General features: G+C 69.1%; 19 protein-coding genes and 3 pseudogenes. 7 read left to right on the forward strand and 15 right to left on the reverse strand.

Going from position 1 to position 18,764, the window contains the following annotated elements; genetic code table 11:
• The 6 genes and pseudogenes from AB0K05_RS26985 to AB0K05_RS27010 all read right to left on the reverse strand — a co-directional run.
• Nucleotides 1-1,589: pseudogene (locus AB0K05_RS26985) on the reverse strand (hypothetical protein); the annotation flags it as partial.
• A gap of 1,251 nt (nt 1,590-2,840) precedes the next feature.
• The gene (locus AB0K05_RS26990) at nt 2,841-3,023 is read right to left on the reverse strand and encodes a hypothetical protein (protein WP_364232657.1); all 183 of its coding nucleotides are present in this window, start codon (nt 3,021-3,023) and stop codon (nt 2,841-2,843) included.
• 93 nt (nt 3,024-3,116) lie between these two features.
• Nucleotides 3,117-3,368, reverse strand: coding sequence for a type II toxin-antitoxin system VapC family toxin (locus AB0K05_RS26995; protein WP_364233196.1), 252 nt, complete (start codon nt 3,366-3,368; stop codon nt 3,117-3,119).
• Nucleotides 3,369-3,438: 70 nt separating this feature from the next.
• A pseudogene (locus AB0K05_RS27000) lies at nt 3,439-3,552 on the reverse strand (type II toxin-antitoxin system VapC family toxin); the annotation flags it as partial.
• Nucleotides 3,549-3,794 carry a hypothetical protein gene (locus AB0K05_RS27005; RefSeq protein WP_364232659.1) on the reverse strand — a complete coding sequence of 82 codons (246 nt, stop codon included), beginning with the start codon at nt 3,792-3,794 and terminating at the stop codon, nt 3,549-3,551. The pseudogene AB0K05_RS27000 and the gene AB0K05_RS27005, both read right to left, overlap by 4 nt.
• Before the next feature lie 660 nt (nt 3,795-4,454).
• Complete coding sequence (locus AB0K05_RS27010) at nt 4,455-5,045, reverse strand: ATP-binding protein (protein ID WP_364232661.1); 591 nt, start codon at nt 5,043-5,045, stop codon at nt 4,455-4,457.
• 180 nt (nt 5,046-5,225) lie between these two features.
• Between AB0K05_RS27010 and AB0K05_RS27015 the strand changes: the two genes are divergently transcribed.
• Nucleotides 5,226-6,056: a helix-turn-helix transcriptional regulator gene (locus AB0K05_RS27015; protein WP_364232663.1), complete on the forward strand. Its 831-nt coding sequence runs from the start codon at nt 5,226-5,228 to the stop codon at nt 6,054-6,056.
• The gene (locus AB0K05_RS27020; RefSeq protein WP_364232665.1) at nt 6,053-6,262 is read left to right on the forward strand and encodes a DUF397 domain-containing protein; all 210 of its coding nucleotides are present in this window, start codon (nt 6,053-6,055) and stop codon (nt 6,260-6,262) included. Before AB0K05_RS27015 ends, AB0K05_RS27020 begins: the two co-directional genes overlap by 4 nt.
• A gap of 33 nt (nt 6,263-6,295) precedes the next feature.
• Here AB0K05_RS27020 and AB0K05_RS27025 read toward each other — a convergent pair whose 3' ends face one another.
• Nucleotides 6,296-6,460, reverse strand: coding sequence for a hypothetical protein (locus AB0K05_RS27025; protein WP_364232667.1), 165 nt, complete (start codon nt 6,458-6,460; stop codon nt 6,296-6,298).
• 1,075 nt (nt 6,461-7,535) lie between these two features.
• Between AB0K05_RS27025 and AB0K05_RS27030 the strand changes: the two genes are divergently transcribed.
• Entirely contained in the window at nt 7,536-8,195 is a 660-nt protein-coding gene (locus AB0K05_RS27030; RefSeq protein ID WP_364232669.1) for a type II toxin-antitoxin system antitoxin SocA domain-containing protein, read from the forward strand.
• 3 nt (nt 8,196-8,198) lie between these two features.
• Nucleotides 8,199-8,852 carry a hypothetical protein gene (locus AB0K05_RS27035; protein WP_364232671.1) on the forward strand — a complete coding sequence of 218 codons (654 nt, stop codon included), beginning with the start codon at nt 8,199-8,201 and terminating at the stop codon, nt 8,850-8,852.
• Nucleotides 8,853-8,955: 103 nt separating this feature from the next.
• Here the strand turns inward: AB0K05_RS27035 and AB0K05_RS27040 are convergent.
• A pseudogene (locus AB0K05_RS27040) lies at nt 8,956-9,039 on the reverse strand (Scr1 family TA system antitoxin-like transcriptional regulator); the annotation flags it as partial.
• Nucleotides 9,040-9,214: 175 nt separating this feature from the next.
• On the opposite strand from AB0K05_RS27040, the gene AB0K05_RS27045 reads away from it, so the two are divergent.
• Nucleotides 9,215-9,922, forward strand: a complete 708-nt coding sequence (locus AB0K05_RS27045; RefSeq protein WP_364232674.1) for a hypothetical protein — start codon at nt 9,215-9,217, stop codon at nt 9,920-9,922.
• On the forward strand, nt 9,919-11,244 hold the full coding sequence (locus AB0K05_RS27050; RefSeq protein ID WP_364232676.1) for an O-antigen ligase family protein: 1,326 nt from the start codon (nt 9,919-9,921) through the stop codon (nt 11,242-11,244). Before AB0K05_RS27045 ends, AB0K05_RS27050 begins: the two co-directional genes overlap by 4 nt.
• On the opposite strand, the gene AB0K05_RS27055 is transcribed toward AB0K05_RS27050, so the two are convergent.
• Nucleotides 11,193-12,122: a hypothetical protein gene (locus AB0K05_RS27055; RefSeq protein WP_364232677.1), complete on the reverse strand. Its 930-nt coding sequence runs from the start codon at nt 12,120-12,122 to the stop codon at nt 11,193-11,195. The genes AB0K05_RS27050 and AB0K05_RS27055 overlap by 52 nt on opposite strands.
• A 12-nt stretch (nt 12,123-12,134) precedes the next feature.
• Nucleotides 12,135-12,677: a dTDP-4-dehydrorhamnose 3,5-epimerase gene (gene rfbC, locus AB0K05_RS27060; RefSeq protein ID WP_261809117.1), complete on the reverse strand. Its 543-nt coding sequence runs from the start codon at nt 12,675-12,677 to the stop codon at nt 12,135-12,137.
• Nucleotides 12,678-12,709: 32 nt separating this feature from the next.
• Between rfbC and AB0K05_RS27065 the strand changes: the two genes are divergently transcribed.
• A complete protein-coding gene (locus AB0K05_RS27065; RefSeq protein ID WP_364232679.1) occupies nt 12,710-13,546 on the forward strand; it encodes a glycosyltransferase in 837 nt (278 codons plus the stop codon).
• Between the two features lie 11 nt (nt 13,547-13,557).
• Here the strand turns inward: AB0K05_RS27065 and AB0K05_RS27070 are convergent, their stop codons facing one another.
• From AB0K05_RS27070 to AB0K05_RS27090, 5 genes are all read right to left on the reverse strand, one after another.
• Entirely contained in the window at nt 13,558-14,742 is a 1,185-nt protein-coding gene (locus AB0K05_RS27070) for a glycosyltransferase family 4 protein (RefSeq protein WP_364232681.1), read from the reverse strand.
• The gene (locus AB0K05_RS27075) at nt 14,732-16,036 is read right to left on the reverse strand and encodes a nucleotide sugar dehydrogenase (RefSeq protein ID WP_271274858.1); all 1,305 of its coding nucleotides are present in this window, start codon (nt 16,034-16,036) and stop codon (nt 14,732-14,734) included. Before AB0K05_RS27075 ends, AB0K05_RS27070 begins: the two co-directional genes overlap by 11 nt.
• 95 nt (nt 16,037-16,131) lie before the next feature.
• Nucleotides 16,132-17,160, reverse strand: a complete 1,029-nt coding sequence (locus tag AB0K05_RS27080; RefSeq protein WP_364232685.1) for a GNAT family N-acetyltransferase — start codon at nt 17,158-17,160, stop codon at nt 16,132-16,134.
• Nucleotides 17,157-18,065: a glycosyltransferase family 2 protein gene (locus tag AB0K05_RS27085; RefSeq protein ID WP_271274860.1), complete on the reverse strand. Its 909-nt coding sequence runs from the start codon at nt 18,063-18,065 to the stop codon at nt 17,157-17,159. The genes AB0K05_RS27080 and AB0K05_RS27085 overlap by 4 nt, the downstream gene beginning before the upstream one ends.
• A complete protein-coding gene (locus tag AB0K05_RS27090; protein WP_364232688.1) occupies nt 18,065-18,724 on the reverse strand; it encodes a polysaccharide deacetylase family protein in 660 nt (219 codons plus the stop codon). Before AB0K05_RS27090 ends, AB0K05_RS27085 begins: the two co-directional genes overlap by 1 nt.
• Nucleotides 18,725-18,764 lie beyond the last annotated feature (40 nt).

An 18,764-nucleotide genomic window follows, 5' to 3' on the forward strand; every position in this document is an offset into this window, starting at 1 on the left:
AACCCGCCCCGGTCATACGGCAGCACCCGGTAGGTCTCGTGCCCGCAGGAGGGCAGGCAGAAGTAGTTGGTCTCGCGGGTGTAGGAGTAGTCGATCACGTTCTCGTTGCGGTCGATCTCCTGGTCGAGGTTCCATCGCCACACGCCGGTGCAGGTGGGCGGGATCTCGTCGTTGTAGTAGCGCGCGTAGCACGGCTCGTCCGCCACCACGTACGGGTCGTGTTCGTTGCCGATGTACGGGGTCTGCCACTGGGCGTCGCGGTTGTGACCGAACCGCCACACCTGCCCGTCCTGGTCGGTGATCTTCCAGTACGGCTGCCCGTCCGCGCCGCCGGCGACCTGCTCGACCTTCCAGCCGAAGTCCGGCACCGTCTTCCACGCGCCGGTGTTCCGGTCCTGCACGATCGTGGCCGACCGGCCGCCGGCCGAAAGCACCAGCTCTGACTGGGTCTGGTCGTTGGTGGCCGCATCGCCGTCGTTCTGGTCGGGCGATTCCCAGCACAGCGCCCCGCCGCCGATCCCGAGCTCCTCGGCCCACCAGATCAGCTCGCCGGAGTTGTCATCGAACGAGTTGTCCACGTAGCAGCGGCGGTAGCGGCGCTCGATGAACCCGGCGTTCAGGTCCCAGCCCACGCCGACCACGCCGGACTGGTTGTTGGTCCATCGGCCCTGCCCGTCCACCGACGAGGCGTCGTACTGCAGCGACAGATCCGGCCCGTTCCCGGCAGGGGAGGGCGCCTCGGGGAGCGGCACGTCGTAGTCGAACCCGCCGCCGGAGGTGCCGGCTTGCCAGGTGCCGGACGGCTTCAGGTCGGTGGCGCCCCAATTGCCGTCCGGGCCGGTCAGCCCGGCCGCCAGCAGATACACCGCCCCGGCGGCCAACTGCGCCTCCAACGCCGCGGTCCTGGCCTTGGCAAGCGCCTGCTTATCCTTGCCCGTCACAGGCACGGTGGCAGCGGGGGCCGCGTCTGCGGATGTGACGTCGACCTCGGCCGTCAGCGTGCCGGTCTGGACGTCGTTGACCGCCCGCACCACCTGCGGCCGCATCACGCACGAGCGCGGCCGCGGCTTCTCCAGCACGCACACCGGCAGCCGGACGAGCTGGAGGCGGCCGGCGAAGTTGCCGCCGTAGGCGTCGCGGAAGGCGGCGTAGGAGAACTCCGCCCGCACCGTGCCCGCCGTCTTCTCCCCGTCGGTACGGGTGATCCGGGCGGCCAGGCCGACGCCGCCCAGCTCGCGCACCGTGTCGGGCGCCAGCGTCTCCACCTTGACCCGGACCGGCCCGGCACCCTTGACCTGGCCGAGCCGCACCGGGAGCTTCTCGGCCGCGGTCACCTTCCCGGCTTCGGCTAGGTCCACCTCGGCTGTGCCGGCCTGCGGCCAGACCGGCTTCTCGCGCGTCACCTCGGGCACGGACTCCTCAGCGCCCTGGGCCGCCTTCTTGCCGGGTACGTCACGTCCCCGGACCGACTGTTCGGGGTCAGGTTCGGCTGCGGCGGCCTGCTGGATGAGCAGGTCCGGCACGCCGATGCTGGAGATCAGCATCAAGCAGGCCAGGGCGATGATCAGCGCTGTGAACCGTCCGCGCATGTCGGATCCCTTCGAAGGGCACGCTGACGCAGACCCCGACGAAGGGGCCTTTCATGCGCCATAAAGCAGGAGTAAGACGATCACTAGGAATGTGATCGTCCAGCGAAGATCGGTCAACGACGGGAGCGTCGCTTATCCGACACCCTCAGTCAGGTCCTGACGTCAACGATGGCGATACTCGCTGGTCAAGCGAGATGTCATGGATACGGTATACGCGCGCTGTGAGATGGATCACAAAGCGATATCGGACGCCCCTGGCCGGTAATTAAGGCGCGTTCCGAGTGATATTCGGCTGGAGGTAGCTCCAGCGGTCAGCCGCCTCGTGGCTCTGGCGCCTTCGGCTCGTCTTCTCGTACGAAGGAGCCTCGGCCCGGGATGGTTTCGATCAGCTTGAGGTCGTCTCTCACGTGGGCAATAGCCTGACGGATCGTCGGGCGTGAGACCTCGATTTCGCGTTCGAGCTGCACTTCGGAGATGTCGAGACGGCGCCTCGGTGCGAATCCCTCAGAGTCCGGGACTACACGTGCGACTGCATGTCCACGCTGTACGAACTGTGCTCGGCGGCTGGCCTGGTCGTCATCCGCCGGACAATTGGGTCGCCCGAGGGCGCACGCGTCAGTATGAGCCCATGGCTCCGGACCGCTGTCGCCCACCGGTTGTGGGAGGACCTTCTGGGAGGGTATGCACGGTAGTTCCGGCCCGTTGCAGGTCGGAAGCGGGGTTCGAGCAGTGTTGGCGCCGAGAAGGCCGGGCCGTGACACCCACCGAACGGGGCGGTCGGCCCCGGCACGCCGTACACGCGGGCGGATGGGGCGACGATGGTGGCGGTGTTCGCCTTCGTGCTGCTGGTCGTGCCCGCACGGCTGGTGCTGAAGTGCCTGCCGCTGTCGCTCACGCCCGCGAACATGGTCAGCCTGGTCGCCGCGCTGCTGTGGCTGTGCGCGCAACTGACGCTCGCGCTCAGAAGCGCGGCGGGAACAGCGAAGCCGGGTGCTCGTCCTCACCCTCACGCACGGTCAGGTAGGCCAGGCTGTCGCCGTCGAGCGCTGGAGCCCCAGCCGAAGTGCGAGGTGAAGCCGGGGCGCGCCCCGGGCATGCGGGACAGGCCGTTGGGCAGCGCGCACGCCAGGTACAGATACAGCCACTCCCAGGGATTCCCCTGGGCGGAACTTAACCCCGAGACCTTCGCCTGCGGCTGGTCCAGAACTGTGCGTATCGCCTCGCGGTTCACGTCCTGCTCGCTGAAGGTCTCTAGACGCGCACCTTCCCCTCGGCCACGGACACGAGGGTGTAGATGTCGGCGCAGACACCCTTGCGCAGGGGCACGAACGTCGCCATCTCACACGAGACGGACTTCCAGGTCTGACCGTCACGCTCGAAGCGAAGGACCGCGAGATACTGCCGCGGGTCGGGCACCCAGGCCAGACACGTCATCAAGTGCGGAGTCCGGGCGGCCAGCGCCTCGCACCGGTCCTGTGGCAGGGCCGCCAGTTGGTCAAGGACCGGACGATCATGCAGAAACCTCAACTACGCCGGAGGCTTGTCCTTGAGCAAGAGGATTGGTTGACCGTCAGGGATGTGCGGGGTGATGTCGGGGTGCGGGAAATCCTCGCCTTTGAACAGCAGGGGCTGGTCGAGGTCTTTGGCCAGAGCGTAGGCGAAACAGTCGCCCATGTTGAGTTTGGCCTTGGAGTAGTTGTTGCCCTTGCCGTAGATCGGGTACGCCCGGCGCGCAATCCTGGCCTGATCGGGTGTTACGGGCTCGATGATGAGACTCATCTTCGTCGACGAGTGCGTCGAAGGCGTTGCGCATGGTCTCACCGCGGTTGTCCGCCACGATGGCCGCTTCGACGTAGTTGACAGCCGAGATGCGACACACGGCTGCGGCGATGGCGTGGGCGAATTGGGTGGCCTCAGGCTCACCGTTGATGACGGCAATGATGGCGCTGGAATCGATGATCATGCGGGAAGGCCGGTGTCCGGGTCGTACAGATCTTCAACGGACAGTCGGTCACGACCGAGGTGGGTTCGCATGTCAGCGGCAATGCTCAGGATACGTTCGGCTCTGCCGGCGGCTTCGGAGCGGCGTTCCAGCGCATCCAGACGGCGTTCGAGCACTTGAGCGGCGTGCTGGGTCTCCTCGGCCAACCGGATGACCCGGCGGGCGAGGTCATTAAGGGGCTCGTGTTCGAGGTCCACGCTCACCGTCGCTCGACTCCCTCCGCTGCGACGCCTGTGTTGCACCTTCAGCGTAACTGGTGACCAAGCCTTGCTCGCGCCGATGGGCAGCAATCCGTCCCCGCCACAAGGTTTCGTCGAGTACGGGTTCTCCTTGGGCATGGTGTCGGCGGCGGCATGCGGCGACACGCACATGGCCGTTGACAGAAGGCTTGCTTAGGAAAGATCGATGGTGAGACCGGCGGTGGCGATGCCGATCTCGCCGTCGTATACGGCCCCAGCAGCGGCTCGCGCGGCTGGGGCGTCTGTGCCCGGCTGCAGGTGAGTCAGTAACAGGTGTCCGGACATCGGCTTCCTCGGCTTGCTGCCGCCCCACCGTGATCTGCCCGGCCCGCATTGTCGTTCAACGGGCCTCGCCCCTGAGTAGGGCGCCCCAGATCCGTTCCGTCTCCGCCGTCAAAGTCCACACCGTCTCATGGACCACGCCATCGGCGGATCTCCGGACGAACGCGAGCCCGCCCGCGGCGCAGAACTCGTAGCAGGGCGCGCATCGGCTGCACGTGTGCTCGCGCACCCGGACCCGCACGCACCGAGCGGCGGGGCTCGCCCAGGCGATGCGTACATGGTCCTCCTGGACAGGAGCCATGTGAAGGCCGTGATAATCCTCCAACAGGTCCCGCGCCCCCCTCATCGCCGGTCTGCCGTACGAGGCAGCGCGAACCAGGTCGCCTTGCCCGGCAGCCCAGGGCACGTGGCGAACCCCTGCGGAATGCAGCCGTACAACCCGGCCGACAGCGCCGCCACGATCAGCAGCCCCCGCCCGTGCTCGGCTTGACCGTCCACACCCGGGCGGCGCACCGGGCGAACGGCTCCGGCATCGACCACCATGCACACCACTTCGACCGGATCGACCCGTACCACCAGCTCGTACGGCGCGTCACCGTACAGAACCGCGTTCGTGGCCAGCTCGCTGACTATCAACACGGCGTCGTCGACCAGATCCCGCCCCAGACCGACCAGCAGGAGCGCGCGCCGGACGAGGTCCCGGGCATCACCGACCGCACGGGCGTCATCCCGAAGCCGCCATACCATGCTCCGCCCGACAGAGCCGGAACGCTCCGCCACCACAGCGGCCTTCGCCGATTGCGCGACTCCCGGCACGATCTCGCCGAACAAGGAAGCTTTTCCGTACATTTTTATCCCTTTTCTAGAAATGTCGATTTGCTCCCGCTCTAGGTATGTCACCAAATTTCCGTCTGCAGCGTTGCGGTTGTCCATTTCCTGTCATGGTCAGAGATTGGGTGGAAACCTTTGACTTTCAGTCTGCCCAGGTGAAGACTTATCTTGTAGAAGAAATCGGTGCACAATCGAGTCCCAAAAACCTCCTTCAAATGGGGCTCGTCGTCAACATCTGTCAGCACCCGTCAAGATGCTGGGGAGACAGGTGAGGGGATGGTCATGGGCAACGACCTTGATCCGCGTCTAACACCAGTTCAGCGCTTCGGCAGAGAGCTAGCCCGAACACGTAGGGAGCACGAACTGACGCAGTCAGCTCTTGGCAAGCGCTTGGACTGCTCGTCATCACTCGTCGCACATATCGAAAAAGGGGATCGCAAGCCGAAACCAGATTTCGCCGCGGGTTGTGACCAGGTGTTCAGCACAGGCGACCGCTTCGCCCGCCTGTGCCGCAGCATCACATCTCCGTCCGGGCCAGGCTGGTACCTCCGATGGACGGACGAGATCGAGCCCTCGGCCCGTATTCTCAGAAGCTGGGATCCCCTCCTGATCCCTGGCTTGCTCCAGTCCGAGGACTACGCCAGGGCCGTCTTCCGGGGCGGTCCCGCGGGGATCTCAGACCGAAGCGTTGAGGATGGTGTCAGCGCTCGCATGCACCGCCAACTTATCCTCGACACCGAAGCACCGCCCACACTGTGGGTCCTCGTTGATGAGCTGGTGCTTCGCCGCCCGGTCGGGGGTCCGCTCGTCATGGCCGCGCAACTGGAGCATCTCCTTGCCGTTGCCGACCGCCCCTACATCACGGTGCAAGTCGTCCCCTTTGACACTCCGTGTACTGCCGGCTTGCTGTCCAGCTTCATCATCGCCGAGCTACCGGACAGTCCCACGGCTGTATCGGTGGACTCCGCAGGTAGAGGCGAGGTATCAGCCGAACACGACTTCGTTGCGCTGATCTGGGATAGATATGACAAGCTACGAGCAGAGGCTTACCGTCCCGGACAGTCTCTAGAGATGATCGAGGAAGCCCGAGACCAATGGAAGCTCAAGACATGATCCATGCGGACCTTCTCCGGGCGGCATGGAGAAAGAGTTCCCGCAGCGGCGACAACGGAGGAAACTGCGTCGAGGTCGCCGGCAATCTCCCCGGAATCGTCGCCGTGCGTGACAGCAAGAACCCGAACGGCCCCGCGCTCGTCTTCACCCCGGGCGAGTGGCGAGCCTTCCTCAGCGGTGTCAAGCTCGGCGAGTTCGACGCATAGTCTGACTGCCCTCAGACAGCGAGACTTTTGTCGTCACCTTTGAAGTCTGTGTGACGAGAACAAGATCCAAAGCGGCTGGGTGAAGGGCAGGTCATCTGAGCCGCGACGTTCGCCGAAGGGCAGGTAGAGTTCGCGGCTGACGGTGTCGGTGATGGCGTTGACGGCCAGTTGGGTGCTGCCGTGCAGGTCGGCGAGCATCCAGGTGACGCCGCTGGGCTCGCGGAGGGCCACGAGAGCCGTCGCTGCTGTAGTACCGCTTGGCGGTGACCTGGCCGCTGGCGAGGCGGAGTTCGATCGCGCCGAGGTAGAGGGTGGTGCTGCCGTCGGGGTCATGGCGGATCACCGTTCGCCGGCGGCGTCGACACCATGACGGTGTCCGCGCCCTGGATGGTGGCCTGGTCAAGCTGGCCGAGCAGGTTCCAGGTGAAGGTGGCCTGCTTGTTGTCGACGGTGCGGGCGGCGAGCTGCCGACGCCGTCGTAGGCGATGGCGGTGACCGCGTTCGGCCGCTCTGCGCCGGCACCGGGGGTGGGGTAGATGTAGGTGGCGGTCTGGCCGTTGTCGGTCAGGCTGGTGATGTTGCCGACCTTGTCGTAGGTGTACGCCTGGCCGTCGGTGGTGCCGGGGATGGCGGAGACGGCGTCCAGGATCCGGGTGAGGTTGAAGCCGCAACGGTCGTCTTGGACGGTCTCTGGGCTCGAGCTGTCGGCTTCGTCTGGGCGGTGACCCGGGAGAGCCAGTCCGTCGTGGAGTCGCGCTCCAGGACCCGCTCAATCTGGCCGCCCGCCCCGCCCCAGAGAACAACTTTCGAGCTTGCCGGTCAGGGTGAACGTGGTGTTGTGGACGTAGGTGAAGCCGCCCAGGTTCGAGGTGGTGACCTTAGCGAAGCCGAGATCGGTGTAGGCGTGGGTGCCGCTCCCATCGAGGCGGTGACACCGTCGTCCACCTGGTGCACGCACAGCCGCCCGTCGCGGGTGAATGACGTCGCGTCGGCGGGCCGTACGAGCAGCGGGTCGGAGTCGACGATGAGCAGGACGTCGGCGTCGACCGGCCCTGCGGCGGCGATCTTGACGGCCTGCTGTATGACCCCCCGGCACGGGCGGCCACTGCCGCAGGCTGTTGACGAACAGGTCCGTGCCAGACACAAAGCTATTCGAACCTGTTATCGAATTTCCGCGCCACTTCTCTGTCCTCCCGCTGTGTTCTGTGTGAGACTGAGGCGACAACCACTGGTAGGTAGCATGGGGGTAGGAAGTATGACCGGGAGGTGATTCATGCTGACCGCAAACGACGTTGCTAGTGTGATCATCGCTCGCAACGGGCCTTGGCTCGACGCCATGTCGCTTCAGAAGCTGTTGTACTACGTGCAGGCATGGCACGTAGCGATCACGAATGAACCACTATTCGATGAGCAGGTCAAAGCCTGGAAGGACGGCCCGGTCGTTCCGCAGGTGTGGCGCGCCCGCAAGGACAGGGCATCCCGCCGCGCAGCAACTCAGAACATCGAGGGCATCCACTTGGACGATCTCGCCTCTGACTTGATTGACCTGGTCATCGGCGCGTACGGATCGATGAGCGGCGAAGAGCTTAGTGCGCTGACGCACGCCGAGACCCCTTGGAAAGAGGCCAGGGGGGATCTTCCGGCAGACGCAGAGTGCCGGAACCCGATCAGCCTAGATGCAATGGCTCGTTTCTATCGGACCCATCGGAAGCTGGGCGGCCGCACCGCTGCAGACCTCGCCGCTGGAGGTATCCACCTTAGCGCTGCCAAGGGCGCTGGCCGAGTAGACGTAGACGCGCTTCTGGCTTCGCTGGGCGACGAAGGCATGGACGCGGGTAGTGACCCCTGGGGCGGAGGCAACCTCCAAGACAGCAGCCTGCTCGATGCCGAGGGCATTGAGCAGGAGCCGCGCCGATCGTACGCGGACTGGTAGATCGTGGAGGGTGAAGAGCAACAGCGCCACGTCGTTGTATTCGACGTCAACGTGTACCTCGACGTGGCCAGTCTCCTTGGGCCCCCTTTTACCTGGGACAAAGCAAGCGCAGCCGCCGCTTCGGTAGCTCGGGAACCCGTGCCGCATAGAAGCGATCTCGCCTACGACTCGCTTCGCGCCATCGCGGCATGCACCTCAGGCAGGTTCGCCGGCCTGGAACCGCTAGAAGTATGGACCAACGCCCACATCGACAAAATGGTCCGCAGCAAGGCCCAGCAGCCAGTTCTCCCTGACCCGCAGACCGGCTACCGAGGGCTCGGCTGGGGCAGAAACGACGCACAAACGCTCGTGACCGAGTTGATTGGTGGTCTTACGGCCCAATCTCTTGGTGGGACGCTCGGCGATACTTCCCCTGACGGGAATCCGCCGCTTGATCACGAGGACGGCCTGGTCTACGGCGCATGCAAGTGGCTCGCCGGCGATGACCCGCTCTGCGCGGTCTACTGCGTGACGCGAGACAAGGGCTTCATCGCGGCCCACTCCAACGGCTCTTTGAACAAGCACAGTTACGTCCTCGCGCCAACGAGGTTCCTTCTGCTCTTGCGCGCGGCTCGAGCCCAGTACGCCATCCAAAAGACTCGCCCCGGTAAGCCCTAACATGCTCGACGGGTGACGGGTCAGAGCCACCAGATCGCGGTGGCTCTCGCCGGCAACTCGGTGAGCTGGGTGAGGCGTTCGGCCAAAGGCAACCCGGGTGCCTTGGAGTTTCCCACGGTACGACTTGCACGGTCACGTACGGGCGGTTGGCGGCGGCAACAAGATGGTCAAGCTGTACGGACATGACCTGGGCGTCCCTATTGGTCGTCGAAGCGCCATCTCGTCAAGCAAGACCCACAGGGTGGGCGGTGAACCGGTGTCCAGGGTCGGCACATAACACCTAGTAACAGGACAGATGCTGGTGTAACGCTCCACCCCTGTGCGCCCGACATCCATGGGGCGGCACTCGTACGGGAGGGCGTGTGGACTTCTGGGGGACCATCCTCGTCCTGATCAGACGCTGGTACGTGGCCCTGCCGGCCTTTCTGCTGGCCCTCGGCGGCGCCTTCTATGCCTACAGCACGATCCCGGTCACCTACACCACCACCGCCGTGCTGGTGCTGACCGCGCCGACCACCGGCGGGATCCTGCCACCCGACCCCGGCCAGCCCGTGCCCCAGGTCAACCCGCTGCTCAACTTCGACCACGGGCTGGACGTGGCCGCCTCGATGCTGATCAGTGTCATGAGCACGCCGGACATGGTGGCCGACATGGGCACGGCCGAGGGCGACACCGAGTACGCGGTCACCAACGGCACCAACAACCTGGAGTCGCTGGCGACCGGGCCGCTGGTGTTCGTCGAGGGGGAGAGTCGCACGCCGGAGGCGTCCGCGGCCATCGTCCGGCAGGTGATCGAGCGGGTCAGGCAGGAGCTCGACGTGCGGCAGCGGCAGGTGCACGCGCCGCCGGAGACGTACATCACGATCAGCGAGGCGGTGCCGCCGACCACGCCCGCGCCCCAGCAGGGCAGGAAGCTCCGCTCGGCGGCGGCGGCCCTCGGCCTCGGCGTGATCGCCGCCCTGACGGCGGCCTTCGCGGCGGAGAGCCTGGCGGCCCCGCTCCGCCGCCGCCGCCCCGGTCCGCAGCCCGAGGAGAGGGAACTGGTCGGCGCCGAGAAGGCAGGACCGTGACGGAGCCACCGCCCCGGGCGGATGGGGCGACGGTGGCGGCGGTGTTCGCCTTCGTGCTGCTCGTGGTGCCCGCGCGGCTGGTGCTGAAGTACCTGCCGTTGTCGCTCACGCCCGCGAACGTGGTCAGCCTGGTCGCCGCGCTGCTGTGGCTGTGCGCGCAGCTCACGCTCGCGTTAGGGGCGGCCAAGGGGCGTAATCCGGTACGTACCGCGCTGTTCGCCTACTTCACCGCCATGCTCGCCACGTACGGCTTCGCCACGGCCGGCCCGATGGAGTCGGACGAGCTCAACCTGGCCGACCACTCGTTCGTGCTCGTGGTGGCGATCGTCGGGCTGGCGTTGACCGTCTGTGACGGGGTGCGCGGGCTGCGGCGGCTGGACTTCGTGCTGAAGACGCTCGTCGTGGCCGGCGCGGTGATCGCGGTGATCGGCGCGCTCCAGTTCCTGTTCTCGGTCGACCTGACCCGGTTCATGGAGCTGCCGATCCTGCGCTACACGACCGAGGGCGACGCGTTCGTGCTGGAGCGGGCCGACCTGCGGCGGGTGGCCGCCACCACCGGGCATCCGATCGAGTTCGGCGTCACCTGCGCGATGCTGCTGCCGCTGGCCGTGCACTACGGCGTGCGGGCGCGGGCGCTCCGGGAGCCGTCGCTGCGCTGGTGGGTGTGCGCGCTGCTGATCGGGTGCGGACTGATGTTCTCGGTGTCCCGCTCGGCGATGCTCAGCCTGGCCGTGGTGGGCGCGGTGCTGTTCGCGGGCTGGCCGGTCAGGCGGCGGCTCCAGGCGCTGGTGGCTGCGGCCGGGTTCCTGGTGGCGGTCCGCATAGCCGTGCCGGGGCTGCTGGGCACGTTCGTCGGCCTGTTCACCGACCTCGGCAACGACGAGAGCATCCAGTACCGCACGCACGACTACGCGGTCGCCGCGCAGCAGATCAGCCGCCACTTCTGGCTCGGCCGCGGGCTGGGCACCTGGTATGCGCCCAAGCACCAGATCTTCGACAACCAGTACATCCTGTCCATGGTGGAGACCGGGCTGATCGGCACGGCGGCGTTCGCCGGGCTGTTCCTGGTCGCGTGCTACGCGGCGCTGCGGTCGCGTTTCCTCAGCGCCGACCCCGTCACCCGCGACCTCGGGCTCACGGTCGCCGCCTGCCTGGTGGTGCCGCTGGCCGGGTCGTTCACGTTCGACCTGCTGTCGTTCCACACCGTGACGGGGATCTCGTTCCTCCTGGTCGGCGCGGCGGGCGCGCTGCTGCGCGCGGTACGCGCCGATCAGCTCGCGCCCTCGCAGGCCAGCGGGCCGACGATCGAGGTGACCCGATAGTTCGCGTCGATGGTCACCAGTTCGTTCCCGGCCCAGTCGGCACGGCCGCACTCGGAGTCGACCGGGCCGTACACCCACGACTTGTCGACGAGCTTGTTGCCGCGCACGACCTGCTTGCCGCGCGCGTTGCGCACCTGGATGCTGAACGTGCCGCCCATCACCAGGTTGCCGGTGACCACGACGTCCTCGGACTTCTCGTCCACCAGGAAGATCGGCGCGGTGATGTGCTCGGCCTCGCGCTGGTCGACGGTGTTGTGGTGGAAGGTCAGGCCCTTGCCGCCGTTGTAGGCCTGGATGCCGTCGGAGTGGTCGCCGGGGTTCGAGCAGAGTTTCACGTACGAGTCGCGGATGTCCACGGCGTCACCGGAGACGCGGAAGCCGTCGCTGTGGCCCTGGACGAGCACGCGGGTGGCGGTGTACTTGTCGTGGCCGATCGCGGGCAGCGGGCCGCAGGTCCTCGTGGTGCCGACGGTGGTGTCCGTGATCGTGAACCGGAACGAACGGTCGCCGTCGGCGTTGGTGACGTGCCCGTCGATGACGCTGTTCTTGATGGTGACGTCGTCGGCGTGGACGAGCAGGGGGCCGCGGATGTGCACGCCGTCGAGCACGGCCCCCGGTGTCTGGACCTTGTACGCGACGTCCTCGGTGTTGAGCGGGACCTCGGTCAGCCGGACACCCTTCGGCGCCCCCGTACAGGCCGGAGTGGGATGGTCGGGGCAGGAACTGCCGTCGGGCCTGACGATCGACGCCGACGGACTGGGCGCCGGCGGCGCGACCGTCGGCCGCGGCTCCGCCTGACATGCCGTCAGCAGCACCACCATCGAGATGACCACGACGGCCGCACGGCCCGGAACCGGTGTGGTGGGGTGGGCGCTCACGGGCATCACCTCTCAGCCGCCGAGCCGGCGCGACAGGTCGGCCCAGGAGCCCGCGCGCAGGTCGCGGTCGCTCACTTCGGTCACCGGCAGGGGCCACGCTATCTTGAGATCCGGATCGTCGTACCGGACCGCGAGATCCTCCGCGGGGTCGTGCTCGCGGTCGATGCGGTAGCAGGTGTCGGCGGGTTCCGTCAGCGCCTGGAAGCCGTGCAGCAGCCCGGGCGGCACGTACAGGACGGTGAAGTCCTCGTCGTCCAGCCGCACCGCCATCCGCCTGCCGAAGGTCGGCGAGCCGGGCCGGGCGTCCACCAGCACGTCGTGGATCGCGCCCCGGGCGCAGCGCACCAGCTTGGCCTCACCCTGCCCACCGCGCCCGTGCAGCCCTCTGACGGTGCCGCGGACCGACCTCGACTGGCTGTCCTGGATGAACGTCTCCGGCTTCAGCCCCGCCTCGGCGGCCACGGCGGCGTCGAACGTCCGGGTGAACAGGCCGCGCCGGTCCCGGTGCGGCACCGGCCTGAACAGCAGAACCCCGTCGATCTCGCCCGATTCCACTCTCAAGCTGTCTCCTTCCGAAAGGCGGTGTGATGAAGCCGACGGTCAGCGTGGTGATCCCGGCCCACGACGAGGCAGGCGTGATCGCGGCGAACCTGGACACGTTGCTGACGGGGACCGGGCCCGGCGAGTTCGACGTGATCGTGGTGGCCAACGCCTGCACGGACGGCACCGCGCGGGCCGCCGCCCGGCCGGGCGTGCGGGTGCTGGAGACCTCGCGACCGGGCAAGGTGGAGGCGCTGCGCCTGGGTGACGCCGCCTGCCGCGCCTTCCCGCGCGTCTACCTGGACGCGGACGTGCGGCTGGACGCGAAGTCGGTGCGCGCGCTGGCCGAGGCGGCGTCCCGGCGGGGGGTGCTGGCCTGCGCGCCGGTGCCCGAGTGGGACCTGGCGGGGACGGGGCGGGTCGTCCGGCGGGTGCACCGGGTGCACGACCGGCTGATCGCGCCGTCCCGGGCGCTGGCCGGGGTGGGGGTCTACGTGCTGACCGAGGAGGGACACCGGCGGGTGTTCCCGCTGCCCGACGTGATCTCCGACGACGGCTACGTGGACGGCTCCTTCACCGGCGACGAGCGCGTCGTGGTGACCGAGGCCAGGTCGGTCGTCCGGCCCGCCCGCACGGTCCGCGCCCACCTGGCCCGCCGGGTGCGGGTCAGGCAGGGCAACCGGCAGCTCGCCGGCCTCGGCCTGCCGGGCCGCTCGCTGCGCGCCGGAGCCCTGCGCGACCTCCTCGCCGCCCGCGAGGTGAGCGTCCTCGACGCCGCCTGCTACCTGGCGGTCCTCGCCGCCGACCGCGCCCTCACCCTCCTGAGAGGCGGGAAGACGACCTGGGGTACGGACACCGGCACCCGAAGCGGACAACCCGCGTAGCACGGCAGGGGTCACCGGGAGTCCGTGGCGGCTTCGTAGGCCGCGAGGAGGGCCTTCTTGGAGTGGGTCCACGACAGCGGCCCCGCCACGCGCTCCCTGCCGATCTCGCCCATGCGGCGTCGTTCGGAAGGGTCGTCCAGCAGCCGTGCGATGAGCTTGGCGAACTCCGACTCGTCGTTGGCCGGCGCGTACAGGGCCGCCTCGCCCGCCGACACCCGCGCCTCCCGCAGCTCGAAGGAGACGATCGGCCGGGCCATCGCCATGTACTCCATGACCTTGTTCATGGTGGAGACGTCGTTGAGCGGATTCAACGGGTCAGGCGACAGGCACACGTCGGCCGTCGACAGGTAACGCATCAGGTCCGGGTCCGGGATCCGCCCGGTGAACTCGACGGTCTCGCCCAGCCCCAGCTCGCGGGAGAGCGCCACCATCGCGTCGAAGGTGTCGCCGCCGCCGACGAACACCGCGTGCCAGTCGGTCCGCCCGTGCTCGTCACGCAGCCGCGCCAGACTGCGCAGCGCGTAGTCGACCCCGTCCTGCGGCCCCATCACGCCGAGGTAGCACAGCAGGTGCGGCTTGCCGCGCCGCAGCCCGGGCTCGGCAGGCACCTGGTGGAACCGCTCCACGACGGGCGCGCTGCGCACCACGAACACCTCGCCGGGCAGCTTGCCGCCACGCGACAGCGCCACCTGCCGGTAGCTCTCGTTGGTGGCGATCACCACGTGCGCGGCCCGGTACGTGCGCCGCTCCAGCAGGCACACGGCCCGGTACAGCAGGTCGCGCCCCCGGCCGAAGCGCGACAGGTACAGCTCGGGCACCAGGTCGTGCTGGTCGAAGATGAACCGGGTGCCCTTGCCCCGCATGGCCAGCGCCACCAGGAAGAACAGGTCGGGCGGGTTGCACCCGTGCACCACGTCGAAGCGCCCGAGCCGGCGGGCGATGCGGAAGGTGTGCCACAGCGCCGACCCGTACTCGCGCAGGTAGCCGACGGGTCCGCCGGTGGCGGCGCGCAGCGGGTAGCGGTGGATGCGCACGCCGTCGATCATCGCCTCGGCCTCGCGGTCCTGCTTGGCGCCCATCGGGCAGATGACGTGCACCTCCCAGCCCGCCTCGCGCAGCGCGACGCTCTCCTGCCAGACGCGGCGGTCGAGCGGGACGGAGAGGTTCTCGACGAGGATGAGCGCTCTACCAGCCAATGCCCACGTAATCCCTTCTGTCCCGATGTGTCGCGGCTCCCGGCACGCGCACGAGGTCGATCACCTTGCCGCGGAAGCCGTCGAGCCCGTCCAGCACGGCCGGATCCGTGCTGCCGATCACGCACACCTCCGCGTGGTCCAGCACCTCGGCCACCGAGTCGGCGAGCAGGTCGCCCAGGTGCGGCAGCCGTTCGGCGATGTACTCGCGGTTGGCCCCCATCAGCCGCGACATCGACACGTTGGCGTCGTAGATGCGCAGGTCGTAGCCCTTGCCGAGGAGCCGTTCCGCCAGCTCCACCAGCGGGCTCTCGCGCAGGTCGTCGGTGCCCGGCTTGAACGACAGCCCGAACAGCCCGACCTTGCGCAGCCCCGGCGCGGTGACCAGGTCGAAGGCCCGCCGCAGGTGCGCCTCGTTGGCGGGCAGCACGTGCGACAGCAGCGGCACCGACACGTCCGCCTTGCGCGCCGCGTACACCAGGCCGCGCAGGTCCTTGGGCAGGCAGGAGCCGCCGAACGCGAACCCGGGCCGCAGGTAGGCCGGGCTGATGTTGAGCTTCCTGTCGGCCAGGAACACGTCCATGACCTGGTACGAGTCCACGCCGAGTGCCTGGCAGACCGCGCCCAGCTCGTTGGCGAAGCCGATCTTGACGGCATGAAAGGCGTTGTCCGCATATTTCGTCATCTCGGCCACCGGGATCGGCACCCTGAACACCTCGCCCGGCAGCCCTTCGTACAGCCCGGCCACCACGTCCCCGCTGGCCGGATCCGACTCCCCGATCACTGTCTTCGGCGGCGCGAAGAAGTCGCGCACGCTCGTGCCCTCGCGCAGGAACTCCGGGTTGACCGCCACCCCGAAGTCCGCGCCCGCCCGCAGCCCGGAGGACAGCTCCAGGATCGGGATCAGCAGCTCGGCGCAGGTGCCCGGCAGCATGGTGCTGCGGAAGACCACGACGTGCCCGGGGCGCAGCGCCCGGCCGATCTGCTCGGCGACCCGCTCCAGGTAGGCGGTCGACAGGCTGCCGTTCGGCGCGGACGGGGTGCCGACGCAGACGAGGGAGAGGTCGCTGGACCCGACCGCCGCGGCGGCGTCCGCGGTGGCGCGCAGCCTGCCCTCCCGCACGGCCCGCTCGACCAGCTCGCCGATGCGTTCCTCGACGATCGGCGCCCGGCCGCCGTTGACCAGCTCGATCTTGGCGGGGTTGACGTCCACGCCCACGACCTCGTGGCCCATCGAGGCCAGGCACGCCGCCGACACGCACCCCACGTAGCCGAGCCCGAAGACGCTGATCCGCATGGCTTCCCCCGCCTGAAGAGCGTGCTGGACCGTGCAGAGGACGTTCGCGATCTTCCCCGCCTCCACCGGATATGTCGGGGATGTCCGTTGGAACGTTACGGATGTGTCCGAGTTCGGACAGATCTCACCATCGCCCGTGCCCGGGTCATCGCCACCGCCGCCGCCCGCCGCGCCGGATTCCGCGTCACCAACCCCTGGCACACCCAGGTCTCGCCGGTCTTGGCCCGCCGCTTGTACTCATCCTCACCCCGGCCGAGGTCGATCCGGTCCACGCCGAGCGTGGGCGCGGCGGCGACCAGCTCGCGCAGCAGCATCCAGCCGGGTGACAGCCGGGCGAACTCCGGGTCGTACACCGGGAACCACCAGTGCAGCACCCCGCCCGCGCGCAGCCCGAAGTGCGCGGCCACCAGCCGGGGCCCGGCGTGCAGCGTCGACAGCACCCCGCCGAACGACCCGTCGCGGGCGCCCAGCAGGCTCTCCAGCAGCCGCACCCGGTCCGGCTCGGCGAAGTAGTCGGCCGCGCCGGTGGCCGCGTACTGCGCCCGCTTGAGCGCGATCACCAGCGCGAGCGCGTCCCGGTCCCGCGAGTCGGCCTCGAACTTCACGGTGCCGTGCTCGCGCTCGGCCTTCGCGGCCCGGCGACGCGCCTGGTTCATGTTGTCCCTGCCGCTGCGCGAGGCCCGCCCCAGGTAGCCGGGCAGCCCGCCGGTGACGTCCAGGTACGGCGACGGCCTGCGGCCCAGCACCCACGGCCCGAACCCGGGCGCGGCCTCCACCAAGTGGTCGAACACGTACGCGCCGGTCCCCCTGGAGAGCAGCCCGAGCGGCCGGAAAGGCGTCCCGGCGGCGAGCACCGGCCCCTGGAAGTCCGCGCCCGGCCAGCCGGCCGGCCGCAGCACCCGCCCGTCGCGGTGGTGCGGCACCAGCGCGTCGATCCCGCCGTCGCGCGTGCTCACGGCCACGTGCACGGGCCGCCCGCTCGCGTGCACGGCGGCGGCGAAACCGGGATGGAAGTACGGGCTGTCCAGCGCGGGGTTGGCGGCCCGCAGCGCGTGCCAGGCGTCGAGCTCGGCGGCGGAGAGCCCGTCGAACGGCACGGTCCGCATGGCCGGAGCGCGGCTCATTGCGGCAGCGCCGTCATCCGGCGCGACGGCCGCACCAGGGCCGCGACGGAGGCGCGCGAGGTGCGCCGGCCCGCGAGCGCGCGCACGGACTCGCCGCCCAGCACCGCCAGGTAGTAGGCCAGCCCGGCCAGCGGCCCGTGCCGCCGCCGGTACAGGCGCACCTTGTTGACCACCAGCAGGGCGGCCAGCGTGGGGTCGATCCCCGAGTCGCCGCCGATGTGCTCGATCACCGACGCGGGCTCGTACCAGGTGGTCCAGCCCAGGTCGGCGGCGCGCAGGCAGAAGTCCGTCTCCTCGCTGTAGAGCAGGAACGACTCGTCCCAGGGCCCCACCTCGCGGATCACCCGGGGCGAGATCAGCATGGCCGCCCCCGTCGCCCAGGCGTACGCCCCCGGCCGCGCGTAGTCGCGCGGGTCCGTCACCAGCTCGCCCAGCCGCCCGACGCGGCCCGCCAGGCTGCCGCCGATCACCGCCTCCACCAGCGCCCGCCCCACGGTCGGCCGCCTGCGCAGCGACGGCTGGAGCGAGCCGTCCGGGTTGACCATGTACGGCACCGCGATGCCCCGGCCCGGCTCGCGCAGGCACGCCAGCAGCGGCGCGACGGCCCCGGGCCGCAGCCGGCAGTCGGGGTTGAGCACGTACACGCCGTCGACCGCGTCCAGGTCGAGCGCCGCGATCCCGGCGTTGACCGCCGCCGCGTAGCCCGCGTTCCTGCCGGTCTGCACCACCCTGACCGGCGGCCCGGCCCGCTCGGCGACCGCTACGGAGCCGTCCTTCGAGGCGTTGTCGGCCACCACCACGTCCACGAGTTCAACGCCCTCGGCCCCGGCGGCGAGCGAGTCCAGGCAGCCGCCGAGCACGCCTTCGCTGTTGTAGGTGACGATCACCACGGCGACCCGGCCCATCAGCGCATCCGCTTGTAGAGCCGCGTGGCGAGCTTGGCCGCCCGGCGGGGGAGCGACGGGCCGCCCAGCACCCGCGCGATCCAGCCGCGGTCCAGGTCGTGGCGGAGGCTGGTGCGCGGCTGCAGCCAGGATCCCGGCCGGGCGCGTCCGCCGTCACTGGTGTACGCGCGGGTCACGCCCATGCGCCTGAGCCGGTTCAGCACCAGCCGGTCGTAGGAGCCGAACGGGATCGCCACCCGCGACACCGGCTCGCCGACGAGCTGCCCGAGCAGGTGGTGCGCGGCCGACAGCTCCTCGGCCGCCTCCCGCGTGCCCAGGGTGCGCCAGTCGCGGTGCGCCCAGCCGTGCGAGCCGATGCGCATGCCCGCGCCGAGCAGCTCGCGCACCCCGTCGGAGTCGATCCGGCCCGGCTCGCCGAGCAGCCCGGCCAGCACGAAGAACTCGGCCTTCAACCCCCGCTCGACCAGCCTGGGTAACGCGATCTCCACGTCCGACAGGTTCCCGTCGTCGAACGTGAGCCGCACGTCGGGCCGGCCCGCCACGGCGTCCACCACCTGCTCGAACTGGGCCACGCTCACCCAGGTGTCTCCCTCGCCCGGGTCCAGCTCGCGGGTGGTGCGGCCGATGCCGTGCACGGTCAGGTTGGTCACCGCACGCATCCCGCCCCCTGCGTCAGTAGTCGCCAGGAGGGATATCGGC

Source organism: Nonomuraea sp. NPDC049486 (genome assembly GCF_040676925.1).
GTDB classification, from domain to species: domain Bacteria; phylum Actinomycetota; class Actinomycetes; order Streptosporangiales; family Streptosporangiaceae; genus Nonomuraea; species Nonomuraea ferruginea.